We start from the raw sequence: 19,774 nt of genomic DNA, 5'->3' as shown, positions 1-19,774 counted from the left end.
TCGCGCTGCTACGGTTCGCGGCCGCAATCCACCCCGAAGCCCCGCGCGCCCCGGCCGCCGGCGTGCGTCTGGAGGTTGTCCGCGCATGCGTCGTTCCATTCTCGCCGCGCTGTTGGTTCTCGCCTTCCTCCCTCCCCCGGCGCGCGCCGAGGAAACCCGCGTCACCATCCTCCACACGACCGACCTGCATGGCGCGCTGCTGCCGTTCGACGACCTGCGGAACCAGCCGGTGACCCGCGGACTCGCGAAGATCGCCACGATCGTCTCCGAGGTTCGCGGCGGCGGCACGCCGGTGATGCTGCTCGACGCGGGCGACGCGACCTCGGGCAGCGCGCTCGTTTCGGTCTGGCAGCGCGACCACGCGGGCGAGCCCGAGCCGGTCACGCGCGCGATGAACGCGCTCGGCTACGACGCGATGGCGGTCGGCAACCACGAGTTCGACTACGGGCCAGCGGTGCTCGAAGCGACCCGCGCCGCCGCCAACTTCCCGTGGATCGCGGCGAACGTCGTTCGCTCCGACGGCTCGCCGGCGTTCCCGCCGTCCGTCGTCCGCGAGTACCCGGGCGGAGTGCGGGTCGGCGTGATCGGGCTCGCCACCCCGGCGGTGCCCCGGCTCGTGGATTCGACGCAGTGCGCGGGCTACCAGTTCCTTTCGCCCATCGAGATCGCCCAGCGTGAAGTGAACCGACTGCGCGGCGCCGAGCACTGCGACGTGGTGATCGCGCTCGCGCATACCGGGCTCGAGAAGGACACCCGCACCGGGCAGCCGCGCCTGGGAGACGTGCCGAACGAGAACTTCGGCTGGCGACTGGCCCACGAGGTGGTCGGTCTGGACGTGGTCATCCTGGGGCACACGCACACGATCGTGCCCTCGGTGATGGTGGACGGCACCCTGGTGACCCAGGCCGGGCACTCCGGCGACGCCGTCGGCCGCGTGGACCTGACGTTCACGCGCGCGACCGACACCAGTCCCTGGAAGCTGACGGATCGGCGCGCGCGTGTGATCGCCATCGCCGACACGGTCGCGACCGACCTGGCGCTCGCCGACACCCTTGCCGGCTACGCGGCCCGTACGAAGGTGGCGCTCGACGTGGTCGTCGGTCACGCGGCGGCTCCGCTCGGCGCTCCGGGGGGACGCTACGCCGACAACGCGCTGCTCCAGCTGGTCCAGCGTGCGCAGCTCGACGCCACCGGCGCCGACGTCTCTCTCGCGACCCTGTTCGACGGGACTCAGCGGATCCCCGCCGGGCCCGTCACGGTGCGCGACCTGATGCGGCTCTACCCGTACGAGAACACGCTCGTGACCGTGGAGCTCGACGGAGCGGACCTCAAGGAGGCGCTGGAGCACTCGGCGCGGCTGTTCGCCGACTACACGTACGACGACCAGCAACCGCTCACCGTTCCGGGCATGCCCACCTGGAACTTCGACATGCCCCTGGGCGTGACCTGCGAAGTGGACCTGACCCGGCCCGCGGGCGACCGCATCCTCCAGTTGTCGCTGAACGGCCGGCCGCTCGATCCCTCGCGAAAGCTGCGGGTCGCGGTCAACGGCTACCGCGCCGCGGGCGGCGGCGACTTCACGATGATCCGCCGGGCGCGCGTCCTCGGGCGGCCGGCACTCAGCGCCCCCGCCGCGCTCCTCGACTACGTCCGGCGCCACCCGGACGTGCCGGCGAAGATCGAGCCGGCCTGGACGCTGTTGCCCGACTACGCGGCGATGCCGGAGCGTCCGCTGATCGACCGGCTGGTGCGCTTCGGGCTGGTTCCCGCCGCCGAAGTGCGCCACCTGATTCCCGAGGAGCCGGCCCGGCGCGTGGATCTGGCCTACGGGCTGGGGCGGGCGCTGAACCTGCGCTCGAAGCGCCCCTCCGGGGCGTTCGGGGACGTGCCCGACGAGGTGCAGGTCTGGGTGGACGGCATCCTCTCGCGCGGCGTGCTCGGCCGCGACGGACAGGGCGAGAGCTTCAAGCCCTTCCAGCCGGCGACCGTCGGCACGGCGCTCGACTGGTGCGAGCGGGCCGCGCGCTCCGCGGGCTTCGCGCTCGCTTCCGGCCGTGCGGGCGACGACGCCTACCGTCGTGGACTGCTCACCGGCCTGTCGCTGGCGGGCGGAACGTCGCTCGACGCCGCGGCGCTCGGCGGCGGGCTGACGCGCGCGCAGTGGCTGGGCATGGTCTCGAACATGCGCTTCCCGCAGGTGCGCGTCATCGAGACCACCGACTTCCACGGCGCGGTGATCTCGACCGCGCGCGACCGTCGCAGCGGGCGCGCGACCGGCGGCACGGTCTACCTCGCGTCGGCGATCGAGCAACTGACCTCCGAGAATCCCGCGGGCACGGTGCTCGTGGACGGCGGCGACACGTTCCAGGGCTCGATGCTGTCGAACCTCCAGTTCGGCCGGCCGGTGGTCGAGCAGATGAATCTGCTCGGCTACACGGCCCACGCGATCGGAAATCACGACTACGACTGGACCGCCGACACGCTCAAGGCGCGCGCGATGCAGATGCGCTTCGCGACCCTCGGCGCGAACATCACCGAGCGCAGGACCGGCAGACGGCCGTGGTGGGTGCGCAGCGACACGATCGTCACGCGCCGCGGTGTGCGGGTCGGCATTCTCGGGCTGGCCTATCCCGGAACGCCGCGGGTGACCCTCGCGGAGAACGTCGCGCACCTGAAGTTCGGGGACGACTCCGCCGCGGCGGCCCCGATCGTCCCCCGCCTGCGCAAGGAAGGGAGCGCGATCGTGATCGCGGTCGGGCACATTCCGGGCGAGACGGATTCGACGCGCGGCGCGCACGGGGACGTCGCGAGGCTCGCTCGCGGCGTGCCGGGCGTGGACGCCTGGCTCGGGGGCCACAGCCACAACGTCATTGACGACCGGATCAACGGGGCCTCGGTCATGATCGCGGGAGCGCTCGGCCAGTGGCTCGCGGTCGTGGACATGGTCGTGGATCCCGTGAAGCGGCAGGTGCTGGAGAAGCGCCAGCGCATGATTCCGGTGATCGCGGGCGACGCCCCGGTGGACTCGTCGTGGTTCGGGCGCGTCGAGCGCTGGAACGAGAGCGTCGGGCCCATCGCCGCCGAGGTGATCGGGCGCGCCGCCGTCGCGCTCGACCGCCGCCGGCCCGAAGCGACGATCGGGGACTTCATCTCCGACGCCATGCGGTTCGTTTCGGGCGTGGACATCGCGATGCAGAACCCGGGCGGCATGCGGGCGAACCTCGCGGCCGGCGAGATCACGCGCGGCGCGATCTACGACATCATGCCGTTCGACAACACGATCGTGACCGAGAAACTGACCGGCGACGAGGTGAAGCTCGCGCTCGAACAGGGACTGCGAAACGAGCGCATCACGCAGGTGAGCGGGCTTCGCTACACGCTCGACCTGTCGAAGCCGAAGGGCAGCCGCGTCGTCTCTCTGGCGCTCGCGGACGGGACGCCGCTCGACCCGGCGAAGCTCTACAAGGTGGCGGTCAACAACTTCATGGCCACCGGCGGCGACAACTACAACGTGCTCGCGACCGGGGCCGAAAAGACCGACACGGGCCTGCTGATCCGCGGCGCGATGGAAGCGCTGGTTCGCGACCGATGCAAGGCGGGCGGCGTGCTCGACATCCGGCCGGACGGGCGAATCGCCGAGGCGGGGCGCTGACGCGGCGCCCGCCCGCCGGACCGCTACCGGCCCTGATTCGCGGAAGGCGGGAGGGCCGCCTCGGCGGGTGACCCACCCAGCGGGACGCCCGCCTGCTTGAAGTAGGCGACGACCCCGTTGGCGAGCTGTTTGCCCATCTGCCTCTGGAAGGCCGGGTCCTTCAGCAGCTTCACCTCGCGGTAATTGTTGATGAAGGCGGTCTCGACCAGCACGCTCGGGAACTCGACCGACTTGAGGACGACGAATCCCGCCTGCTTGATGCCGCGTGACTCGACGCGGCGGTCGGCCGCGATGTGGTCGAGCAGCGTCTCGGCGAGCAACTGGCTGCGCTCGAGAGCGACGTTGCGCTTCACGTCGTACAGCACGCCGACCACGTCGTCCTGCGCCTGCGGCGGAACCCCGCCCACCAGATCGGCGGCGTTCTCGAGGTCGGCGAGGTCCGCGTCGGCCTGGTCGCTCGCGCCCTTCAGCGACAGGAAGTAGACCTCGGTGCCGCTGCCGCGGCCGCGCCGCCGGCTCGAGTTGCAGTGGATGCTCACGAACAGGTCCGCCCGGGCCTTCTCGGCGATGCCGTAGCGTTCGCGCAGCGGAATGAAGAAGTCGGAGTCCCGCGTCAGGATGGCCCGAATGCCGGTCACCTTGTTGAGCTCGTCGGCCAGAGCCCTGGCGATGGCGAGCGTGACGTTCTTCTCGAGCACGCCGCCCGGGCCGCGCGCGCCCGTGTCGTCACCGCCGTGACCGGCATCCACGACGACGAGCCGGACCCGGTCGCGCTTCTTGGCCGCCGCGAGCGCGGCGAGCCGCCTGCTCTCGGCCTCGCGGGCCGCGAGGCTGAAGACGTCCACGACGACGCGGAACGGTTTCTCGGCGTCGGCGGGAAGCACGAAGGCGCGAAACGAAGCGCCGGGCGCCAGCATGAGGATGAAGCGGACCCCCGACTCGTCGAACACGGTGACGACCGAGTCCACCGCGGTGTCCCGCACCGCGAGGGTCGCGGGAACATCGGCCGCGGCGGTGATGCCGGGCGCCGGCACCGAGACGACGAGCTGGCGCGCCGAGCCGGAGTCGGGCATGACCGGCGCGACGGGCTGGGAGAAATCGAACACGATCCGGGTGTTCGACGGCGCGGACCAGGCGCGGATGCCGCCCAGCGTCGGGGGCGCCGGCGTGTCCGCATGGGCCGTCCCCGCGGCGGCGAACGCCGCGCACACCCATCCGAGCAGCAATGTGGTCTTCAGGGACTTGAGCATCGTCGTCGGTTTCCGTCCATGGAACGACGGGAGGCGGCCTGCGCCGCCTCCCGCCCGTGATTCCGTGTCGAGCCGGGAAGCGATCAGTTGCCGAGTCTCAGCGTCACGAACCTCGAGGCGCCTTCGCGGTTCACGAGCAGCGCCGCCGGGCGTCCCGCCTTCTTCGCGGAGTCCATCAACTTCGTGAACGAGGCGGCGTCCTTCACGGACGTCGGCCCCACCTGTTCGATCACGTCGTTCGGCTGGATCCCGCGTTCCTCGGCCAGACTACCGTCCGCCACGTCCGTCACGCGAACGCCGGCCTGGATGCCGAGCTGCTTCAGCTCGTCCGGGCGCAGGTCCCGGACGCTGATGCCGCCCAGGTCCACGGAATCGTCCGCGCCCGTGACCGCGGGCGTGTTGGAGGCGACCTGCGTGTCCTTGTCCGCCAGCGTGATGTTGAAGGTCAGGCGCTTGCCACCACGCAGCACGACCAGCGACGCCTTCTGTCCCGGCGGGGTATCGGCCACCTTCAGGCGGAGCTTCTGCAGATCGTTCACCGGCTGCCCGTCGTACTCGACGATCAGGTCGTTGCGCTGAAGGCCGGCGCGCGAGGCGGGGGTGTTGTCGAGCACGCGCTGAATGAGCACGCCCTCCTTGCCCGAAAGGCCGAAGCCGTCCGCGAGCTCGGGCGTGAAGTCGGCGAGCAGGACGCCCAGCATCGAGCGCCGCACCTGCCCGTGCGCGACGAGCTGATCGGCGACGTGCTTGGCGAGATTGATCGGAACCGCGAAGCCGATGCCCTGGCCGCTCGTGTTGACGGCGGTGTTGATGCCGATCGCCTCGCCGCGGATGTTGCACAGCGGTCCGCCCGAGTTGCCGAAGTTGATGGACGCGTCCGTCTGGATGAAATCCTGGTACTCGGGGGTGCCGCCATAGATGTTGAGGTCGGTGCGGCCCTGCGCGCTCACGACGCCCACGGTCACCGAGCCGCGAAGCTGGCCGAGCGGATTGCCGATGGCGATCGCCCAGTCGCCGACGCGCATCTGGTCGGAGTCGCCGAGCGGCAGCACGGGCAGGTTGCTGCCCGAGATCTGGATGACCGCGACGTCGGTTTCGGGGTCGGCGCCCACGACCTTGGCCTTGAACGAGCGACGGTCGTTGAGCGTGACCGTGATGTCGTCGGCGTTGCTCACCACGTGATTGTTCGTGAGGATGTGGCCCTGCGAATCGAAGATGAACCCGGAACCGGACGACGGGGTGCGCTGCGGGCGGCGCGGCGCCTGGTCACCGAAGAAGCGGCGCATGAAGTCGTCCGCCCCCGGATCTCCCATGGCGGAGGCCTTCTTCTGTACGTCGATGAACACCACCGCCGGGAGCGCGCGCTCCACGACGCTCACGAACGGGCTCTCCGGCAGCGCCGCGGAGTTCTGCGCGGCCACGGACGCGACCTGCGCGTCCGCCGCGCGTGAGGCGCGCTGCAGGTTGAGGCCCGCGCTGAGACCGAGGCCCACCACGAGTCCGGCGACGACGAGCGCGACGGCACCGATGAAGTAATTGCGCGGGCGAATGACCGACCTTCCGTCCATCTGACTCCTCCGTGCTTGACTTGGGAGACGGGCGATGCGGCACCGGAGGGGCGGGCGGCCTCTCCGCATGTCCTTGAGAGACTAGGCCGCGAGGGCCGGGATCCGATAGACCGATGCTGTTCAGCGGCCGTCAATTTGGCCGCGTGCGCGTCCGACCCGAGGGCCTCGCGCGAAAGCTGGCTTCGTGGTTTCCGGCGCTCGCTATGGGGTCAGACGCGCCGGATGCTGCGACGGTTGCGCGTGCGACTCGAGAACTGATGAAGCATTGACGTGTGGTCCGCCGCCGCGCGGCCGACCGGAGGAGCCGGGCTCACCCGACGCGCCCGGCAACGCTTGGCGCGGTTCCTGTACGACGACTAGACTGCGCCGGCATGCACACCGGCACGGTGGTGTTTCTCTCGGACGCACATCTGGGCGCCGAGTCCAGGGAACGGGAGGCCTCGCGCGAGGCCAGGCTCCACAGCCTTCTCGACACGCTGCCCGGACGCGCATCCTCCCTCGTTATCGTCGGCGACCTGTTCGACTTTTGGTTCGAATACCGGACCGCGATCCCACGCCGCGCCTTCCCCACGCTGGCCGTCCTGCAGCGACTGCGCGCCGCCGGGATCGACATCCAGTACCTGAACGGCAACCACGACTTCTGGCTGGGCAGTTTCCTGCGCGAGACGCTCGGCGTGCGCACGACGGACCGGCCCGTGACGATCGAGCAGCAGGGCCGTCGGCTCTGGGTGCATCATGGTGACGGCCTCGTGGGCGGCGACCTCGGCTACCGCATGCTGCGCGGCGTGATTCGCAGTCCGCTCAGCATCGGGCTCTACCAGCTGCTCCATCCGGACCTCGGCATCCCGCTCGCCCACGTCGTCTCGGGCTGGTCCCGCGGCTCGCGCGGGCACCCGCCGCTGCAGCCCGAGCGGCTGTGGCGCGAGATCGCCGGGCCGCGCTTCGCGGAAGGTTACGACGGCGTGCTGGTCGGGCATTTCCACCACGCCTACGAGCGACGCGAGAACGGCCGCGAGTTCTTCGTGCTCGGCGACTGGATCGAGCGCTTCACGTACGCCGAGATGGAGAACGGCCGGATCACGCTCAAGACCTGGCCGGCTCCGGCCTGACCGCGACCGCGGCGGCCGGCCGCGGCACGCCCGGCGCAGGCTTCAGAACTGAGCGCCGAACGAGAAGCGGTGCGTGTCGCCGAGATCGAGCTTCGACGGCACCCAGGCGTAGTCCACGCGGTAACCGCGGTAGCGCCAGCCGAGGCCGGCGCTGAAGTTCGCGATGTCGTCGCCCTGTCGCAGCCCGGCGCGAAGCGACGCGCCGGTTTCCGACTCGAGCTCGCCGCCGAGCGCGACCACCGCCTGGCGGCCACGCGTCGCGCGCACGTCGAGCGCCGGGGTCAGCGCAAGGCCCCGCCCGAGCGCCCGGTGCCAGGCGAGCCCTCCGTGAAGCGCGAGGGGCAGGCCGACGGGGGCGCCGCGCTGACCGTCGAACTCGTAGTGCGCCGCGGGGCCGAGGTGCTGCACGGCCAGGCCGGCGCGCAGGTCACGCCAGCGTTCGGGGAGCCATGCGAGACCGGCGCTCATGCCCCAGGTCATCGCCGACTCGCTGGCGATGCGCTCCCGCACGAGCTGCGCCGCGAAGCCGACGCTCGTGCCGCCGGCGCCCTTTCGCCCGTAGCCCAGCTGCATCTCGAGATCGTGCGCGCCGAACGTGCCGATGAGATTGCCGAGCTCGTCGCGCTCCTCGATCGGCTCGGTGTACATCGCCCGAACGGAGGCCGCCATTCCGCCGCCGAAGAGCTGCCCGGCGAGCGCGAATTGGTCGTGCCGCAGGCTCTCGAAGAACTCGTAGTGGGTCGCGACGAGCTGGGTGCCCTGGACCCCCGAGAGTGTCGCGGGGTTCCAGAACGCCCCTTCCACCCCTTCCGCCACCGCAAGGTACGCCCCGCCCATCGCCGAAGCCCGGGCGCCCGCGGGCACTTCGAGGAAGGCGAAACCGGGCGGCGCGGCAGGGGCGGCCGAAGCAACCAGCAGGCTGACAAGAGGGAGCAGCAGGGACCTGCGTCGGATCACGTCTCGAAACTCCAGGGAATCGAACGCACAAGGCAGCGGGGCCGGTGACTCCGGCCCCGCTGCCCGCGAATCAGGCGCGGCAGTATACGCTACACCCGGGTGCTGTCGTCAGCGGCCGCCGCCCTTGTGCTTGCCTCCGCCCGAGGAGCCGCCGGGCTCTCGCCTCGGTTGCTCCGGCCGCTCCTGCCTGGGCGAATCCTGCCGCGGCGGGTCATAGCGCGGCTGCTCGTGGCGCGGCTGGTCCTGCCTGGGCGGGTCGTGGCGCGGCTGCTCGCGGCGCGGCTGATCCTGCCGCGGAGGATCGTAACGCTCCGGCTCGCGGCGCGGCTGATCCTGCCGCGGAGGGTCGTAGCGCGCCGGCTCGCGGCGCGGCTGATCCTGCCGCGGCTGGTACCCCTTGTCGTCGCGGTCGGGCGTCGTCGGCCTCGGCGGCCGGAAGCGCGGCTGCTCCCTCGTGCCGGCGCGATCCGGCGCCTTCACTCCCGGAGTGCCGCCTGCGCCGGGCGGTGTGCGCCAGACCTGGCCTCCCGGCCGATCCCCCTGGCCGACGTCGGGACGATTTCGTCCGATGGGAACCGACCCGCGGCCGCCGGGGCCACCGGCGCTCTTGATGAATCCGGGAGGCAACCCGCGCGGCGCATCGCTGCCCTTGACCGGCGGCGGGATGTAGCCGACGGGAGGCGCCGACTTGTGGCGCACGAGCGGGCCACCCCAGAGATTGCTCCAGGTGCGTGATCCGTCCCACGAGGACCAGCGATCGTGGCGGTCGTACCAGCCGCGATAGCGGGGCGGGCAGTCGGAGCGAACCACGTAGTAGTAGTAGGGCACGTGGCTCGACCACATGCACGGCCCCCAGCACCAGTTCCAGTTCACGCGGAAGTCGAACACCGAACACGACGCGTAGTACGGGTCGAACCCATCCCACCACGACCAGGATCCCGGCCGGTGGCAGTCGTTGCAGAGATAGCGCGGATAGCGGACCTCGTGACCCACGTAGTAGGTCGTGTAGGAGGTCGCGAAATCGTCGAGGTCTCCCGGATCGCCCAGCACCGCACGGCGGATGCGCTCGATGGCGACCGTCGGGTCACCGAGTACGCGGCCGTCGTCGTCGAAGCCGTCGGTGTCGTCGTGCCGCCCTTCGTAGCCGACGCTCTCGCCCTGCGGGTCGAACGGTCGCAGGTACCAGGGCAGCTCACGGAACGGCCGGCGCGACGCCAGCGCGACGATGTAGCCCAGGCCCGTGTCGCTCTCGACCGTCAGCTCGTAGCGCGAGTCCTCGGGCGGCAGGCGCAGCGTGCTGCGACCTTCGACCATGCCCGAGGCGCGCCGGAACGGGAACAGCACCGTGACCTGACCGTCGGAGTTGATCTCGTAGACGAGCAGGTAGGCGTCGTCGTTGGCGCGCACCTTCACCTGCATGGCGTCACCGGCGGTGTAGACCGCGTCGTCCCCCCGGTCGGTCCAGACCTCGACCGAGAGCGGGCGGGCGATCGCCGCGGTGGCCGAAACGAGCAGCACCGCGATCGTGGCGGCGACTCCGGAAACCCAGTTCGTGCGCAGCATGGCCGTCACTCCTTCGCTACAGGTACCCCGTGAGACAGGACCTTTCTCCCCGCGTCCTGTTGCGCGCGGGCACTATCCTAGCGCAGCCGCCTCCGAAGTCCGCCCGCTTCACGTTGATTTCACCTCAGCCAGGCGATCGGCCGGCCCGCCTCGCCCTCGCGGGTCGTGCGCTGGACCATGAGCTCGCCGTTGCCCGGGTCGGTCTGGTAGGCCCAGTCGAACACCACCGCCGAGGCCGAGAGGCTCGTGACCCGGAACTTGGCGTAATGGTTGTCGCGGGTCCAGACCACGTAGGCGTGGCCCGGGATCAGTTCCACCGACCCGGTCGGCGACCAGCCGGCGGGCGGCGCGAAGTCAATGGCGTCCAGATTGGAAGTCCAACCCATGTCCTGAATGTCCGTGTTGACGTCCGGCGTGAACATCTGGAACACGCTGCCGTTGTAGCCGAAGAAGATGTCCGTGGCAGGATCGTTGGAGGCCCGCGTCGAGGCGGCCGAAAAATCCCAGCCGGCGCCGGTCACCCCGTCGAGGAAGTTCGACAGCGTGGCGCCGAAACCCGCCGGGCGCGGGGTGTCGAAGACGGTGTCGTACGAGAGCTCGCTCTCGTTTCCGGCGTTGTCCACCGCCGAGACCGCCAGGTACCGGGTCACGCCATTGGTCATTCCGGCGACGACGAAGCTGGTCTGTGTCGTCGTGCCGACCCGGTAGTAGGGCCCGTCGGCGCCGTCCGCGAGCGAAGCGGTGTAGATGCGATAGCCGGAGACGTCGCCTTCGGTGTTGGCCAGCCAGTGCAGCGTGGCCTGCTGATCTCCCGTGACGGAGTAGAGGCCGCGCGGCGCGGCCGGAGGGGTCACGTCGCGAGGCGCGGAAGTCTCGTTGCAGCCGGCGACCAGGAACGCCAGCGCGAAGGCGGAAAGCAGGAGGACGGTACGCATGACACGATCTCCGCTCGAATGGGACGCAATCCGTTACCCGTGGACTTACACGGCAATGCCCGTGCCAGATGGACGCGCCGGGCACCGGGACGTTCCCACCCCGGCGGGTTCAAAGCTACCGCGTGATCCCCCTGCGGGTTGGAAGAATTGAGACCGCCGCCGGCTCGAGGAACCGGCGGCGGTGCGGTGTGCGCCTCGGACTCAGGTGTGCAAAGGGCGCCACACCGGCTGAACAGGGTGGACACCGGTCGAGCTTCATCGCGTCTACAGCCTAGACATCCCCCAGTGTTGGCCAAAGCCGCGAATAACCGGTGTCCGAAACCTCTGGCCCGGCGTACTCCCGCGAGACGAAGAGCCTGACCGGGTACTTCTCGCTCCTCATCCCGGGGCCGTCCCATCACCGAACGACCAGAGGATTGCTTCAAATCTGAAACTCCAAGCTAGCCGGTGGCGGATTCCGATGCGTTGTCTGCTAGACGGGGCTCGTACCCTCGACCAGTCCCCGCGCAGCCGGCTAGCCCAGATGTGCCCGGCGATGTTCCGCCGGTTGTGTGGAGGTCCCCCCCTCCGGCCCGATGACAAAGCAGCCGCTGTGCCAGCGCGCGCACAACTGCCGGACATTCTTTCAATCGGTGCCGTGCAAGCGGGTTACGCGACAGATCGAGCGACGTTCGAATCCGCCTTTCGGCATGCCGGATTCGCGTGATGTAGAAACAGCTTTCAAAGTCGAAGGCCCCGTTCTGGCTAAGTGCCTGAACGGGGCCAACATGCCTGTAAAACAATCTTCGGGTTCCGGTTCGGAAAGTTCTTTTAGCCCCGGCTTTCCTCCTGCGGAGCCTCGAGGCGATAGGTACGGATCCGGTTGAGCAACGTCGGGTAGCTCACCCCCAGTTCGCGCGCCACACGAGCCTTGTTGCCCCTGTGCCGGGCGAGCGCGCCGGCGATCATCTGCTTCTCGAGTTCGGAGACGCCGCTGCGAAGCGTCCTGCCACCCGGCGGCCCCTCGAGGGGCGGCCCGCTCGGCGCCCGGGCTGCCGGCTCGCTCGCGCGCACGTCGCGCAGTTCGGCGGGCAGCAGCTCCAATCCCAGGGTGTCGCCCTCGTCCGCCAGCACGACCATTCGCTTCACGAGCTTTTCCAGCTCGCGCACGTTCCCGCGCCACTCGTGCGAAAGGAAGGTGCGCATGACTTCCGGCGTGAAGCCTCGCAGGGTCTTGTCCATCTGCCGGGAGTAAAGCGCGGCGAAATGCTGAGCCAGCACCGGGATGTCCTCGCGCCGCTCGCGAAGCGAGGGCACGCGCACGGTGATGTCGTTGAGCCGGTAGTAGAGATCCTCGAGGAACCGTCCCTCGCGAATGCGCTCGCGCAGGTCGCTGCTCGTCGCGCAGATGACACGCGCGTCCACCTTGCGCGTGCGCGTCGCGCCGACGGGTCGGATTTCCCCGCGGTCGAGAACGTGCAGCAGCTTCGCCTGCATGGCCTCGGGAATCTTCTCGATCTCGTCGAGGAAGATGGTGCCGCCCGCGGCCTCCTCGAACAGTCCGGTCTTGTCGCGGGTCGCGCCCGTGAACGCTCCGTGCACGTAGCCGAAAAGCTCGCTCTCGAGCAACTGCTCGGGCAGCGCCGCGCAGTTCACCTGCACGAACGGATGGTCGCGACGGTTCGACGTCTCGTGCACGACCTGCGCGAACAGGCCCTTGCCGGTGCCGGTCTCGCCCATGAACAGGACGGTGGCGTTGCTGTCGCCGACCTTCCGCAGGAGCAGCAGGATGTCGGCGATCTCGCGCGAGATCGAAACGATGCGCTCGGTGCCAGGGCTGGGGCGAAGCTTGTCGCGGAGCTGCTGGTTCTCGGTCAGCAGCAGCGAGCGCTGCGCCTCGACGATGGCCACGGCGGCGCTGTTCGCGAGCACCGCGAGCATGTTCAGTTCGCGCTGGCGGAACGCGCCGAGCAGGTTGTCGTTGAGTCGGTCCACGTAGACCAGCCCGACCGATTGCGACGGGAAGTTCAGCGGTACGCAGACGAGCGAGCCCACCCCTTCGAGCGCCTCGGTGAGCGCGGCTCCGAACCGCGGGTCGGCGGCGACACGGCTCGAGAAGGTGGGGCCGTTCTCGGCGAGACGGGCGCCGCCCACCTCTTCGAGCACGCGCAACACGCGGCGGGCACGATCCCGGCCGAGCCCGTGCTGAGCGACGACGTCCAGGCGCCCCCCCGTCGAGCTGAAGGCGAGAAACCCCCGGTCGCCGCCCGAGTGTTCGACCGCGAGCTTCACGATCTGGGCGAGCAGACCTTCCATGTCGTTGGTCTCGCGGAATAGCCGGTTGGCTTCTTCGAGCGCCCGGAACTCGTTGCACGTCGAGAGCGAAACCGCGACGTACTGGCGCTCGATGTCGCGCCGCAGCGTGGCCAGCCGCTCCTCGGTGCCGGAATCGGTGCACTCGGTCAGCCACAACTCGGCCTGCTCGAGCAGGGACAGCGCCTGGTCGTAGTGTTCGCGCTCGGATTCGAGCCGCGCGAGCGTCAGCAGCGCTTCGGCGGCGAGCGAAACGACCCCGAGCTGGCGGAACATGGCCGAGGCGCGACGCGCGGCGTCGCTGACCGGCTCGAGCGCCAGGCGCAGCCGCGAGCTCGCCGGCAGCAGCAGCAGGTATTCGCCCCATTCCGCCAGCGTGATCGCGTGCTCGTAGGACTCGCCCAGCCGGTCGAACGCCTCGATCGCGTCCCGCAGGTGCCGCTCCATCGCGGCCGCCTGCCCGCGCAGGGCCTCGAGTCGAGCCAGCGTTCGCAGGGCGATGGCGTGCTCGACGCGGTCGCCCAGTCGCTCGGCCAGCGCGAGCCCCTTCATGCCGTGCGCATGCGCTTCGTCGAGGCGACCGATCCACTGCATCGCCAGACCGACGCGCGTCTCCAGCTCCATCGTCATGTCGCCGTGCGGCGCCGACTCGCGCGCCTCCTCGAGCGCGGGCTCGAGCAGCGCCAGCGCGGCGGCGCCCTGGCCCCGATCGAGCTCGATCTCGGCGAGGAACTCGCGGGCCAACTGCGATTCGCGCTGCGCCCCCGTCTGGCGCGCGAGTTCGAGGGCTCGCGAGTAGTGTTCGCCCGCGCGCTCGTACTGGCGGCGGCGGCGGCAGAGCATGCCGAGTGCGAGCAGCGCCTGCGCTTCACTCGTCGGGTGGCCCACCTCGCGGGCGATGCGAAGCGAGTGACGGAAGTGCTCGTCCGCGAGATCCCACTGCCCGAGCCGATAGCGAATCAGGCCGAGGCTCTGATGGTGCGAACGCATGCGGGCGTACAGCCCCTTGCGCTCGTCGATGGCCAGCGCCTGCTCCAGGAAGCGCACCGCCTCGCGCCATTCGCGCAGGTTCTTGTACGTGATGCCGAGGTTGTTGAGGGCGATGACGAGGCCCTCGGCGTGCTCGATGCGGCGGAAAGTCGCCGCGGCGTTCTGGAACCACTCGATGGCGGCGTGAGGCTGACCGAGGCGCTGCATGTTGCTGCCGAGCGTCAACGCGATGTTCCCGACGGTGCGGTGCTCGTCCGTGTCCCGAAGCACGGCGTAGGCGTAGCGCGCGTAGCGCAACGACCGCCGGTAGTTCGACGCGTCGAACGAAACCGCGGCGAGTCGCGCCGCGACGGCGGCACGGACGCGCCCGTCCTCCAGGACGCGCCCTTCGACCCGCGCCCTGCGGGCGGCCGCTTCGGCGGCGTCGCTCGCGCCCCGGTGGTATTCGGACTCCGCGAGCTTGAGCAGCAGGCGAACGCGCGACGGCACGTCGTGCGCGTCGGTGGCCGAAAGGGCCGCTCCAAACGCTTCGACGGCGCCCGCGTAGTTGTCCGCGGCGAGATTCAGATCTCCGACCGCCTCGCGTTGTCCGAAGCCGTCTCGCGGCAGCAGGACCCGTTCAGGCTGATCGGGGGGGATCGCTCTCTGCACGGTCAAGTCCTCGACGATTCACAAACCCGGTTGGGTGCTCGGACCACCTTGCCCTTGCACCTGCACGTCATCGAGCCACGTGAAGACCGAAAGTCAGCGTCTCGCGTGTCGCTGGGCGTGATGGCTCCGCATCCGCCACTTGATCCAGTAGTCCAGCAGCCAGAAATTCGGCAGCCCGACCAGCGAAGCGGGCTTGACCGAAGGCTGAGGAGAACCGTTGCCGGTCGGGTCCGGTTCCCCACCGAACGAACCGGCGCCCGGACGCGACGACGTGAACGACGTCGGAGCCGGAAGCGAACGGCGCTCGGAAGGTCGGGCCGAGGCGGCCTCGATCCCCGCGATGGCGATCGCCACCGCGGCAAGGACCAGTGAGACGAGGAGTCTGCTGCGAAGCTTGGTCATGCGAATCCCGCTCCCTCCAGCACTGGCAAGAAGTGACGAACAACACCGCCCGGCTGGAGGACGCCGGGACGGCAGCGAACAAAATGGAGTGGGGACCAGCGGTTGCCTGCGGGAAGTATCCGCCGCCTGCAAAAGAATCGTCAACGGCTAACTGCCCGTCCGACGGCCCGAGAGCCATTCCTCGGCGGCGAGGCGGACCAGCCCGTAGCGCAGGCCCTGCGTGGAGGCCACAAGCCCCGGCGCCTGGAAGCGCTCCATGAGCGCCCGGACGATCAGGGCACCCGCCCCGATGATGTCCGCCCTGCCCTCCCCCATGATGGGGAGATTGCGACGCTCGGCGAGCGACAGCCGGACGATGCGATCGATGAGCGCCTGCGCGCGCGAACGCTCGATGTACCAGCCCTCGAGCATGGCCGGGTCGTAATCGGTCAGGCCGCGGTCGAGCGACGCGAGCACCGTCACCGTTCCGCCAACGCCCGCCAGCAACGTACTGCGCTCGGGCAACTGTGCACAGCCATGCATAAGTTCACGGGTGATGATGTCACTTGCGGAACGGATCGTCGCATCGTCCGGGGGATCGCCAGAGAGGGCGCGCTCGTGAACCGAAACCGCACCGAATGGCAGGCTGTTCCAGCGTCCGGCGCTGGCGCCGACCCCGCTGACCACCTCGGTGCTGCCGCCGCCCAGATCGAAGATCACGCACTGACTCGCGCGCGACCGACTTCCGAGCCCCAGAACCACCGCCCGGTAGACCAGCCGCGCCTCCTCGTCGCCGCTCAGAATGCGGACCGGCAACCCTGCTCGTGTGGCGATGCGCTCGGCCGCCTCCTGCCCGTTGGCGGCGCTTCGCAGCGCCGCCGTCGCGCCGGCAATTACGTGAGCGGCGCCCAGCGAGCGTGCCCTTCGGGCGAACTCCTGTGCGATGGCGGACGCCCGGTCGATCAGCTCGTCGGCGATGACGCCCGACTCGTGCAACCCCTTGCCAAGTCGACAAGGTTCGCCGGCGCGCGCCACCGACTCGAGGTCAGGGGCCCACGGGTCGTCGCCGGTCAGACCACCAACCAGGAGTCGCACGGAGTTTGAACCGATATCTATTGCACCGAAACGCATATGTTCGGGTCCTTCGACGTTTACAACAGGAAATCCTCCAGCGTCTCTCGAGGGCGGCGGAATCCGGGCCGCGAATCTTGCTTGGAATCCGCAGATGTACCAGATGCCGGGCCGGAGTAGTGAGGCGTTTCCGCGTCCCCTCCCACGGAAGTCTCCGGGGCAGATGCTCCGGCCGCCGGCTCCGGCGTCCGCGAGGCACCATGGAGCGCTCGGGGTGGTTGCTCGCCCACGGCTCTGGTGGCTCGACTGGATCGGGTCGCCCTCGACGGGCTCGGCCGCGGGCCTTTGCCGATGCCACCGGCGCCGGACGCCGTCCCGGAGCCCGACAGCAGCCAGCCGATCAGCGGGGCCACGCCGCGGCGCTCCCGGTCGAGCCCGACCAGTACGCGCTTACCGTCGCGCCGCGACCTCACCAGGCCGGCTCGCTCGAGCGCCTGGATGTGCCGAGTGGTGCAGGACTGCGAAAGGCCGATGGCGAGCGCGAGGTCGCCGACGCACCGCTCTCCCTGGATGAGGCTGAGCGCGATGCGAAGGCGTGAGGCATGCCCCAGCGAGGCGAGCATGGCGTGAAGATCCGAGGCGGCTTCATTCATTGCATCGCCATGCATATCATGCCGCTGGCCGTGGTCGCAACGTCGAATGCTGTGGTACTTTGCGGCCCGTCGCGCCCCAACGCATCATCACCTGGAACCCGCATGGAATCCGCGATCCCAATCCTGCCTTCGAACGATTCAACCCCAAGTTTCTACGGGTTCGCGCGAGCGCGCCTCGCCGGACACCTGGGTCGCATGGGGCTTTCGGCTTATCGGGCGGACCAGTTGTTCGCGTGGGTTTATCAGAAACAGGTTCGAGAGCCGTCCCGGATGACGAACCTGCCGGCCAGCCTCCGGCAGGAAGTCGGCGCCATCCTCGACATGGCGCTTCCGCCCGCGCACGTGCTCGCCAGCGCCGACGGTGACACCCACAAGCTGGTGTTCACGCTGGAGGACGGCGCGCGGGTCGAGAGCGTGTCCATGCGCACGCCGAAGCGCCTCACCTTCTGCGTCTCGTCGCAGGTCGGATGTGCGCTCAAGTGCGCCTTCTGCGCGACCGGACGGATGGGATTGCTGCGCAACCTGCGCGCCGAGGAGATCATCGCGCAGGTGCTCGTGATGGGCGACCTGCACCAGTGGCGCGACGACCGCTTCAACATCGTCTTCATGGGCATGGGGGAGCCGCTGGCGAACCTCGGTCCGGTGAGCGAGGCGATCCGCATCCTGCACGACGAGCGCGGCCTGAACCTCGGGGCGCGGCGGATCACGGTCTCGACCTCCGGACTCGTCCCGCAGATCCGCGAACTCGCCAGGCTCGACCTGCAGGTCGGGCTCGCGCTCTCGCTGCACGCCACGACCGACGAGGTGCGGGACCGGCTGATGCCGGTCAATCGCCGCTGGCCGATCGCCGAAGTACTGGACGCCGCCCACGAGTACGGCGCCACCGTCGGGCGCCGCGTGACGCTCGAGTACACGCTCATCGGGGGCGTCAACGACTCTCCCGGGGACGCGGACCGTCTGGCGGCTTTCGCTCGCGCCCTGCCCAGCAAGATCAACATCATTCCCTACAATCCGGTGCCGGGACTCGAATGGAAGCGGCCAAGTCCGCAGGCGATCGCCGAATTCGCCGCAAGACTCCACCCCCGGGCGCCGGCCGTAACGGTCCGTAACACGATGGGCGGCGAGATCTGGGCGGCCTGCGGGCAGCTCGGAGGCCTCTCGCCCCAGGCGTGACGGACGGCGCGCCCGCGTGAGTCTCCGGGCCCGGCTGCTCGTCGCGTTCCTGGCACTCGCGCTCCTGCCGACGCTGGGCTTCGCGGTCTTCACGATCGACCAGCTCAACCGCTCCACCGACCGATGGTACCGGCCGGGAGTGGACCAGGCGCTCGAGTCCGCCGTCGAGGTCACACGCACCGCGCTCACCCGGCTCGAGGCGACGGTGCTCGAGCGCGCCGACTCGTGGGCGGCCGAACTCCAGCCCCTGCCGCTCGACGCCGCCCGCCGCTCGCGCCTGCGCGACGGACTTCGTGACGCCGGGCTCGACTTCGTCCTCGTCTGCGTGCGGGTGAACGGAGGCTGGCACGTCGCCGAGCAGATCGTGCCCGGCGGCGTGCTGGCCGCCGACACGCTCGACCTTGCTCCCGAGATCGGGTCCGCGCTCGAGGGTTCACGCCTACTGCGCTCGCCGCGTGGCGTGCTCGCCGCCGTCGCGGCCATGGGGCCCGACGCGGCGATCGTGACCGGCGTGCGGCTCACGCCGGATTTCTTCGCGCGCGTCGAGCAGATCGGCCAGGCGCGCGGCTACTACGGCCGGCTTGCGGTGCTCGTGGACCTGCAGCACCGCTGGGTGTGGCTGCTGGTCGGGGCGCTGTCGGTGCTCGTCGCGGTCACGGCCGTGCTGCTCGCCCGCACGCTGTCGCGCCAGATGTCGGAACCGCTCGTGGGCCTGACGGCGGCGTTCGGGCGGGTGGCCGAGGGTGACCTCGGCGCCCGGGTGGCCGAAGCGGGCGCGCCCGAGCTGCGGGCGCTCGCGTCCTCGTTCAACGCGATGACGACACGCCTGGCCGAGGCCCGCGAGGGACTCGCCCGCGCCGAACGGGAGGCCGCATGGCGCGACGTCGCGCGCCGGCTCGCGCACGAGATCAAGAACCCCCTCACCCCCATGCGACTGTCGCTTCACCGCCTGCAGAAACGAGCCGACGCCGTGCCCGAGCGGGAGCGGGCGGCGGTGCGCGACAGCCTCGCGGCGCTGCTGCAGGAGGTCGAGCATCTCGCGCGGCTCGCGGAGCAGTTCTCGAACTACGCCCGGCTGCCCGAGCCGCGACTCGAAGGGCTCGACCTGGGCGAGGTGGCGCGCTCGGCGGCGGCGCTGCACGAGCCCGAAGGCCTGACGGTGCGGGTCACCTGCGCGGGCAGCGCCCCGGTGCGCGGCGACCGGTTGCTGTTGTCGCTCGCCGTACATAACCTGCTGCTCAACGCGTGCGAAGCGAGCCCGGCGGGCGCCACCGTCGAGGTGCGCGTCGGCACGGAGGGCGCGCAGGCGCGCCTCGAAGTGCTCGATCGCGGACCAGGTCCTCCGGCCGAACTCGCCGAACGCGTTTTCGAACCCTATGTCAGCACCCGCAACCGCGGCAGCGGACTCGGCCTCTCGCTGGTACGCGACATCGCCGTCCAGCACGGCGGCCACGTCGAGCTGTCGAACCGCGAGGGCGGCGGGGCGTGCGCCCGGCTCTCGCTCCCGCTCCAAACTCCGAACGGATGAT

General features: G+C 70.0%; 13 protein-coding genes. 4 read left to right on the top strand and 9 right to left on the bottom strand.

Translation table 11 applies throughout. The features are described from left to right. Positions 1 to 85 precede the first annotated feature (85 nt). A complete protein-coding gene (locus tag IT347_04855; protein MCC6348909.1) occupies positions 86 to 3,652 on the top strand; it encodes a 5'-nucleotidase C-terminal domain-containing protein in 3,567 nt (1,188 codons plus the stop codon). Between the two features lie 23 nt (positions 3,653 to 3,675). On the opposite strand, the gene IT347_04850 is transcribed toward IT347_04855, so the two are convergent. Further along, positions 3,676 to 4,902: an N-acetylmuramoyl-L-alanine amidase gene (locus IT347_04850; GenBank protein MCC6348908.1), complete on the bottom strand. Its 1,227-nt coding sequence runs from the start codon at positions 4,900 to 4,902 to the stop codon at positions 3,676 to 3,678. A gap of 83 nt (positions 4,903 to 4,985) precedes the next feature. Further along, positions 4,986 to 6,470: a Do family serine endopeptidase gene (locus IT347_04845; protein MCC6348907.1), complete on the bottom strand. Its 1,485-nt coding sequence runs from the start codon at positions 6,468 to 6,470 to the stop codon at positions 4,986 to 4,988. A 371-nt stretch (positions 6,471 to 6,841) separates the two neighbouring features. On the opposite strand from IT347_04845, the gene IT347_04840 reads away from it, so the two are divergent. Further along, positions 6,842 to 7,579 carry a UDP-2,3-diacylglucosamine diphosphatase gene (locus IT347_04840; protein MCC6348906.1) on the top strand — a complete coding sequence of 246 codons (738 nt, stop codon included), beginning with the start codon at positions 6,842 to 6,844 and terminating at the stop codon, positions 7,577 to 7,579. A gap of 42 nt (positions 7,580 to 7,621) precedes the next feature. Here IT347_04840 and IT347_04835 read toward each other — a convergent pair whose 3' ends face one another. The 7 genes from IT347_04835 to IT347_04805 form a co-directional block, all read right to left on the bottom strand. Next, positions 7,622 to 8,536, bottom strand: coding sequence for a PorV/PorQ family protein (locus IT347_04835; protein ID MCC6348905.1), 915 nt, complete (start codon positions 8,534 to 8,536; stop codon positions 7,622 to 7,624). A gap of 108 nt (positions 8,537 to 8,644) precedes the next feature. Next, complete coding sequence (locus tag IT347_04830; GenBank protein MCC6348904.1) at positions 8,645 to 10,099, bottom strand: DUF4384 domain-containing protein; 1,455 nt, start codon at positions 10,097 to 10,099, stop codon at positions 8,645 to 8,647. Positions 10,100 to 10,218: 119 nt separating this feature from the next. Then, positions 10,219 to 11,034, bottom strand: a complete 816-nt coding sequence (locus tag IT347_04825; protein MCC6348903.1) for a hypothetical protein — start codon at positions 11,032 to 11,034, stop codon at positions 10,219 to 10,221. An 810-nt stretch (positions 11,035 to 11,844) separates the two neighbouring features. Next, positions 11,845 to 14,967 carry a sigma 54-interacting transcriptional regulator gene (locus tag IT347_04820; protein ID MCC6348902.1) on the bottom strand — a complete coding sequence of 1,041 codons (3,123 nt, stop codon included), beginning with the start codon at positions 14,965 to 14,967 and terminating at the stop codon, positions 11,845 to 11,847. A 93-nt stretch (positions 14,968 to 15,060) separates the two neighbouring features. Further along, positions 15,061 to 15,369 (bottom strand): hypothetical protein, encoded by a 309-nt coding sequence (locus IT347_04815; protein ID MCC6348901.1) that lies wholly within the window; start codon positions 15,367 to 15,369, stop codon positions 15,061 to 15,063. A gap of 147 nt (positions 15,370 to 15,516) precedes the next feature. After that, the gene (locus tag IT347_04810) at positions 15,517 to 16,443 is read right to left on the bottom strand and encodes a hypothetical protein (protein MCC6348900.1); all 927 of its coding nucleotides are present in this window, start codon (positions 16,441 to 16,443) and stop codon (positions 15,517 to 15,519) included. 56 nt (positions 16,444 to 16,499) lie between these two features. After that, a complete protein-coding gene (locus tag IT347_04805; GenBank protein MCC6348899.1) occupies positions 16,500 to 17,042 on the bottom strand; it encodes a winged helix-turn-helix transcriptional regulator in 543 nt (180 codons plus the stop codon). Between the two features lie 132 nt (positions 17,043 to 17,174). On the opposite strand from IT347_04805, the gene rlmN reads away from it, so the two are divergent. Further along, a complete protein-coding gene (gene rlmN, locus IT347_04800; GenBank protein MCC6348898.1) occupies positions 17,175 to 18,245 on the top strand; it encodes a 23S rRNA (adenine(2503)-C(2))-methyltransferase RlmN in 1,071 nt (356 codons plus the stop codon). Between the two features lie 16 nt (positions 18,246 to 18,261). Next, the gene (locus IT347_04795; protein MCC6348897.1) at positions 18,262 to 19,773 is read left to right on the top strand and encodes a HAMP domain-containing protein; all 1,512 of its coding nucleotides are present in this window, start codon (positions 18,262 to 18,264) and stop codon (positions 19,771 to 19,773) included. The last annotated feature ends 1 nt before the right edge of the window (position 19,774 follow it).

The organism is Candidatus Eisenbacteria bacterium (genome assembly GCA_020847735.1).
Classification (GTDB): Bacteria; Eisenbacteria; RBG-16-71-46; order RBG-16-71-46; family RBG-16-71-46; genus CAIXRL01.
This window is presented reverse-complemented; position numbering and strand designations above follow the sequence as displayed.

Coding starts and splice junctions, on each gene's coding strand:
- IT347_04855 (MCC6348909.1), top strand. CDS start 86: ATGCGTCGTTCCATTCTCGCCGCGCTGTTGGTTCTCGCCTTCCTCCCT.
- IT347_04850 (MCC6348908.1), bottom strand. CDS start 4,902: ATGCTCAAGTCCCTGAAGACCACATTGCTGCTCGGATGGGTGTGCGCG.
- IT347_04845 (MCC6348907.1), bottom strand. CDS start 6,470: ATGGACGGAAGGTCGGTCATTCGCCCGCGCAATTACTTCATCGGTGCC.
- IT347_04840 (MCC6348906.1), top strand. CDS start 6,842: ATGCACACCGGCACGGTGGTGTTTCTCTCGGACGCACATCTGGGCGCC.
- IT347_04830 (MCC6348904.1), bottom strand. CDS start 10,099: ATGCTGCGCACGAACTGGGTTTCCGGAGTCGCCGCCACGATCGCGGTG.
- IT347_04825 (MCC6348903.1), bottom strand. CDS start 11,034: ATGCGTACCGTCCTCCTGCTTTCCGCCTTCGCGCTGGCGTTCCTGGTC.
- IT347_04815 (MCC6348901.1), bottom strand. CDS start 15,369: ATGACCAAGCTTCGCAGCAGACTCCTCGTCTCACTGGTCCTTGCCGCG.
- IT347_04805 (MCC6348899.1), bottom strand. CDS start 17,042: ATGCTCGCCTCGCTGGGGCATGCCTCACGCCTTCGCATCGCGCTCAGC.
- rlmN (MCC6348898.1), top strand. CDS start 17,175: ATGGAATCCGCGATCCCAATCCTGCCTTCGAACGATTCAACCCCAAGT.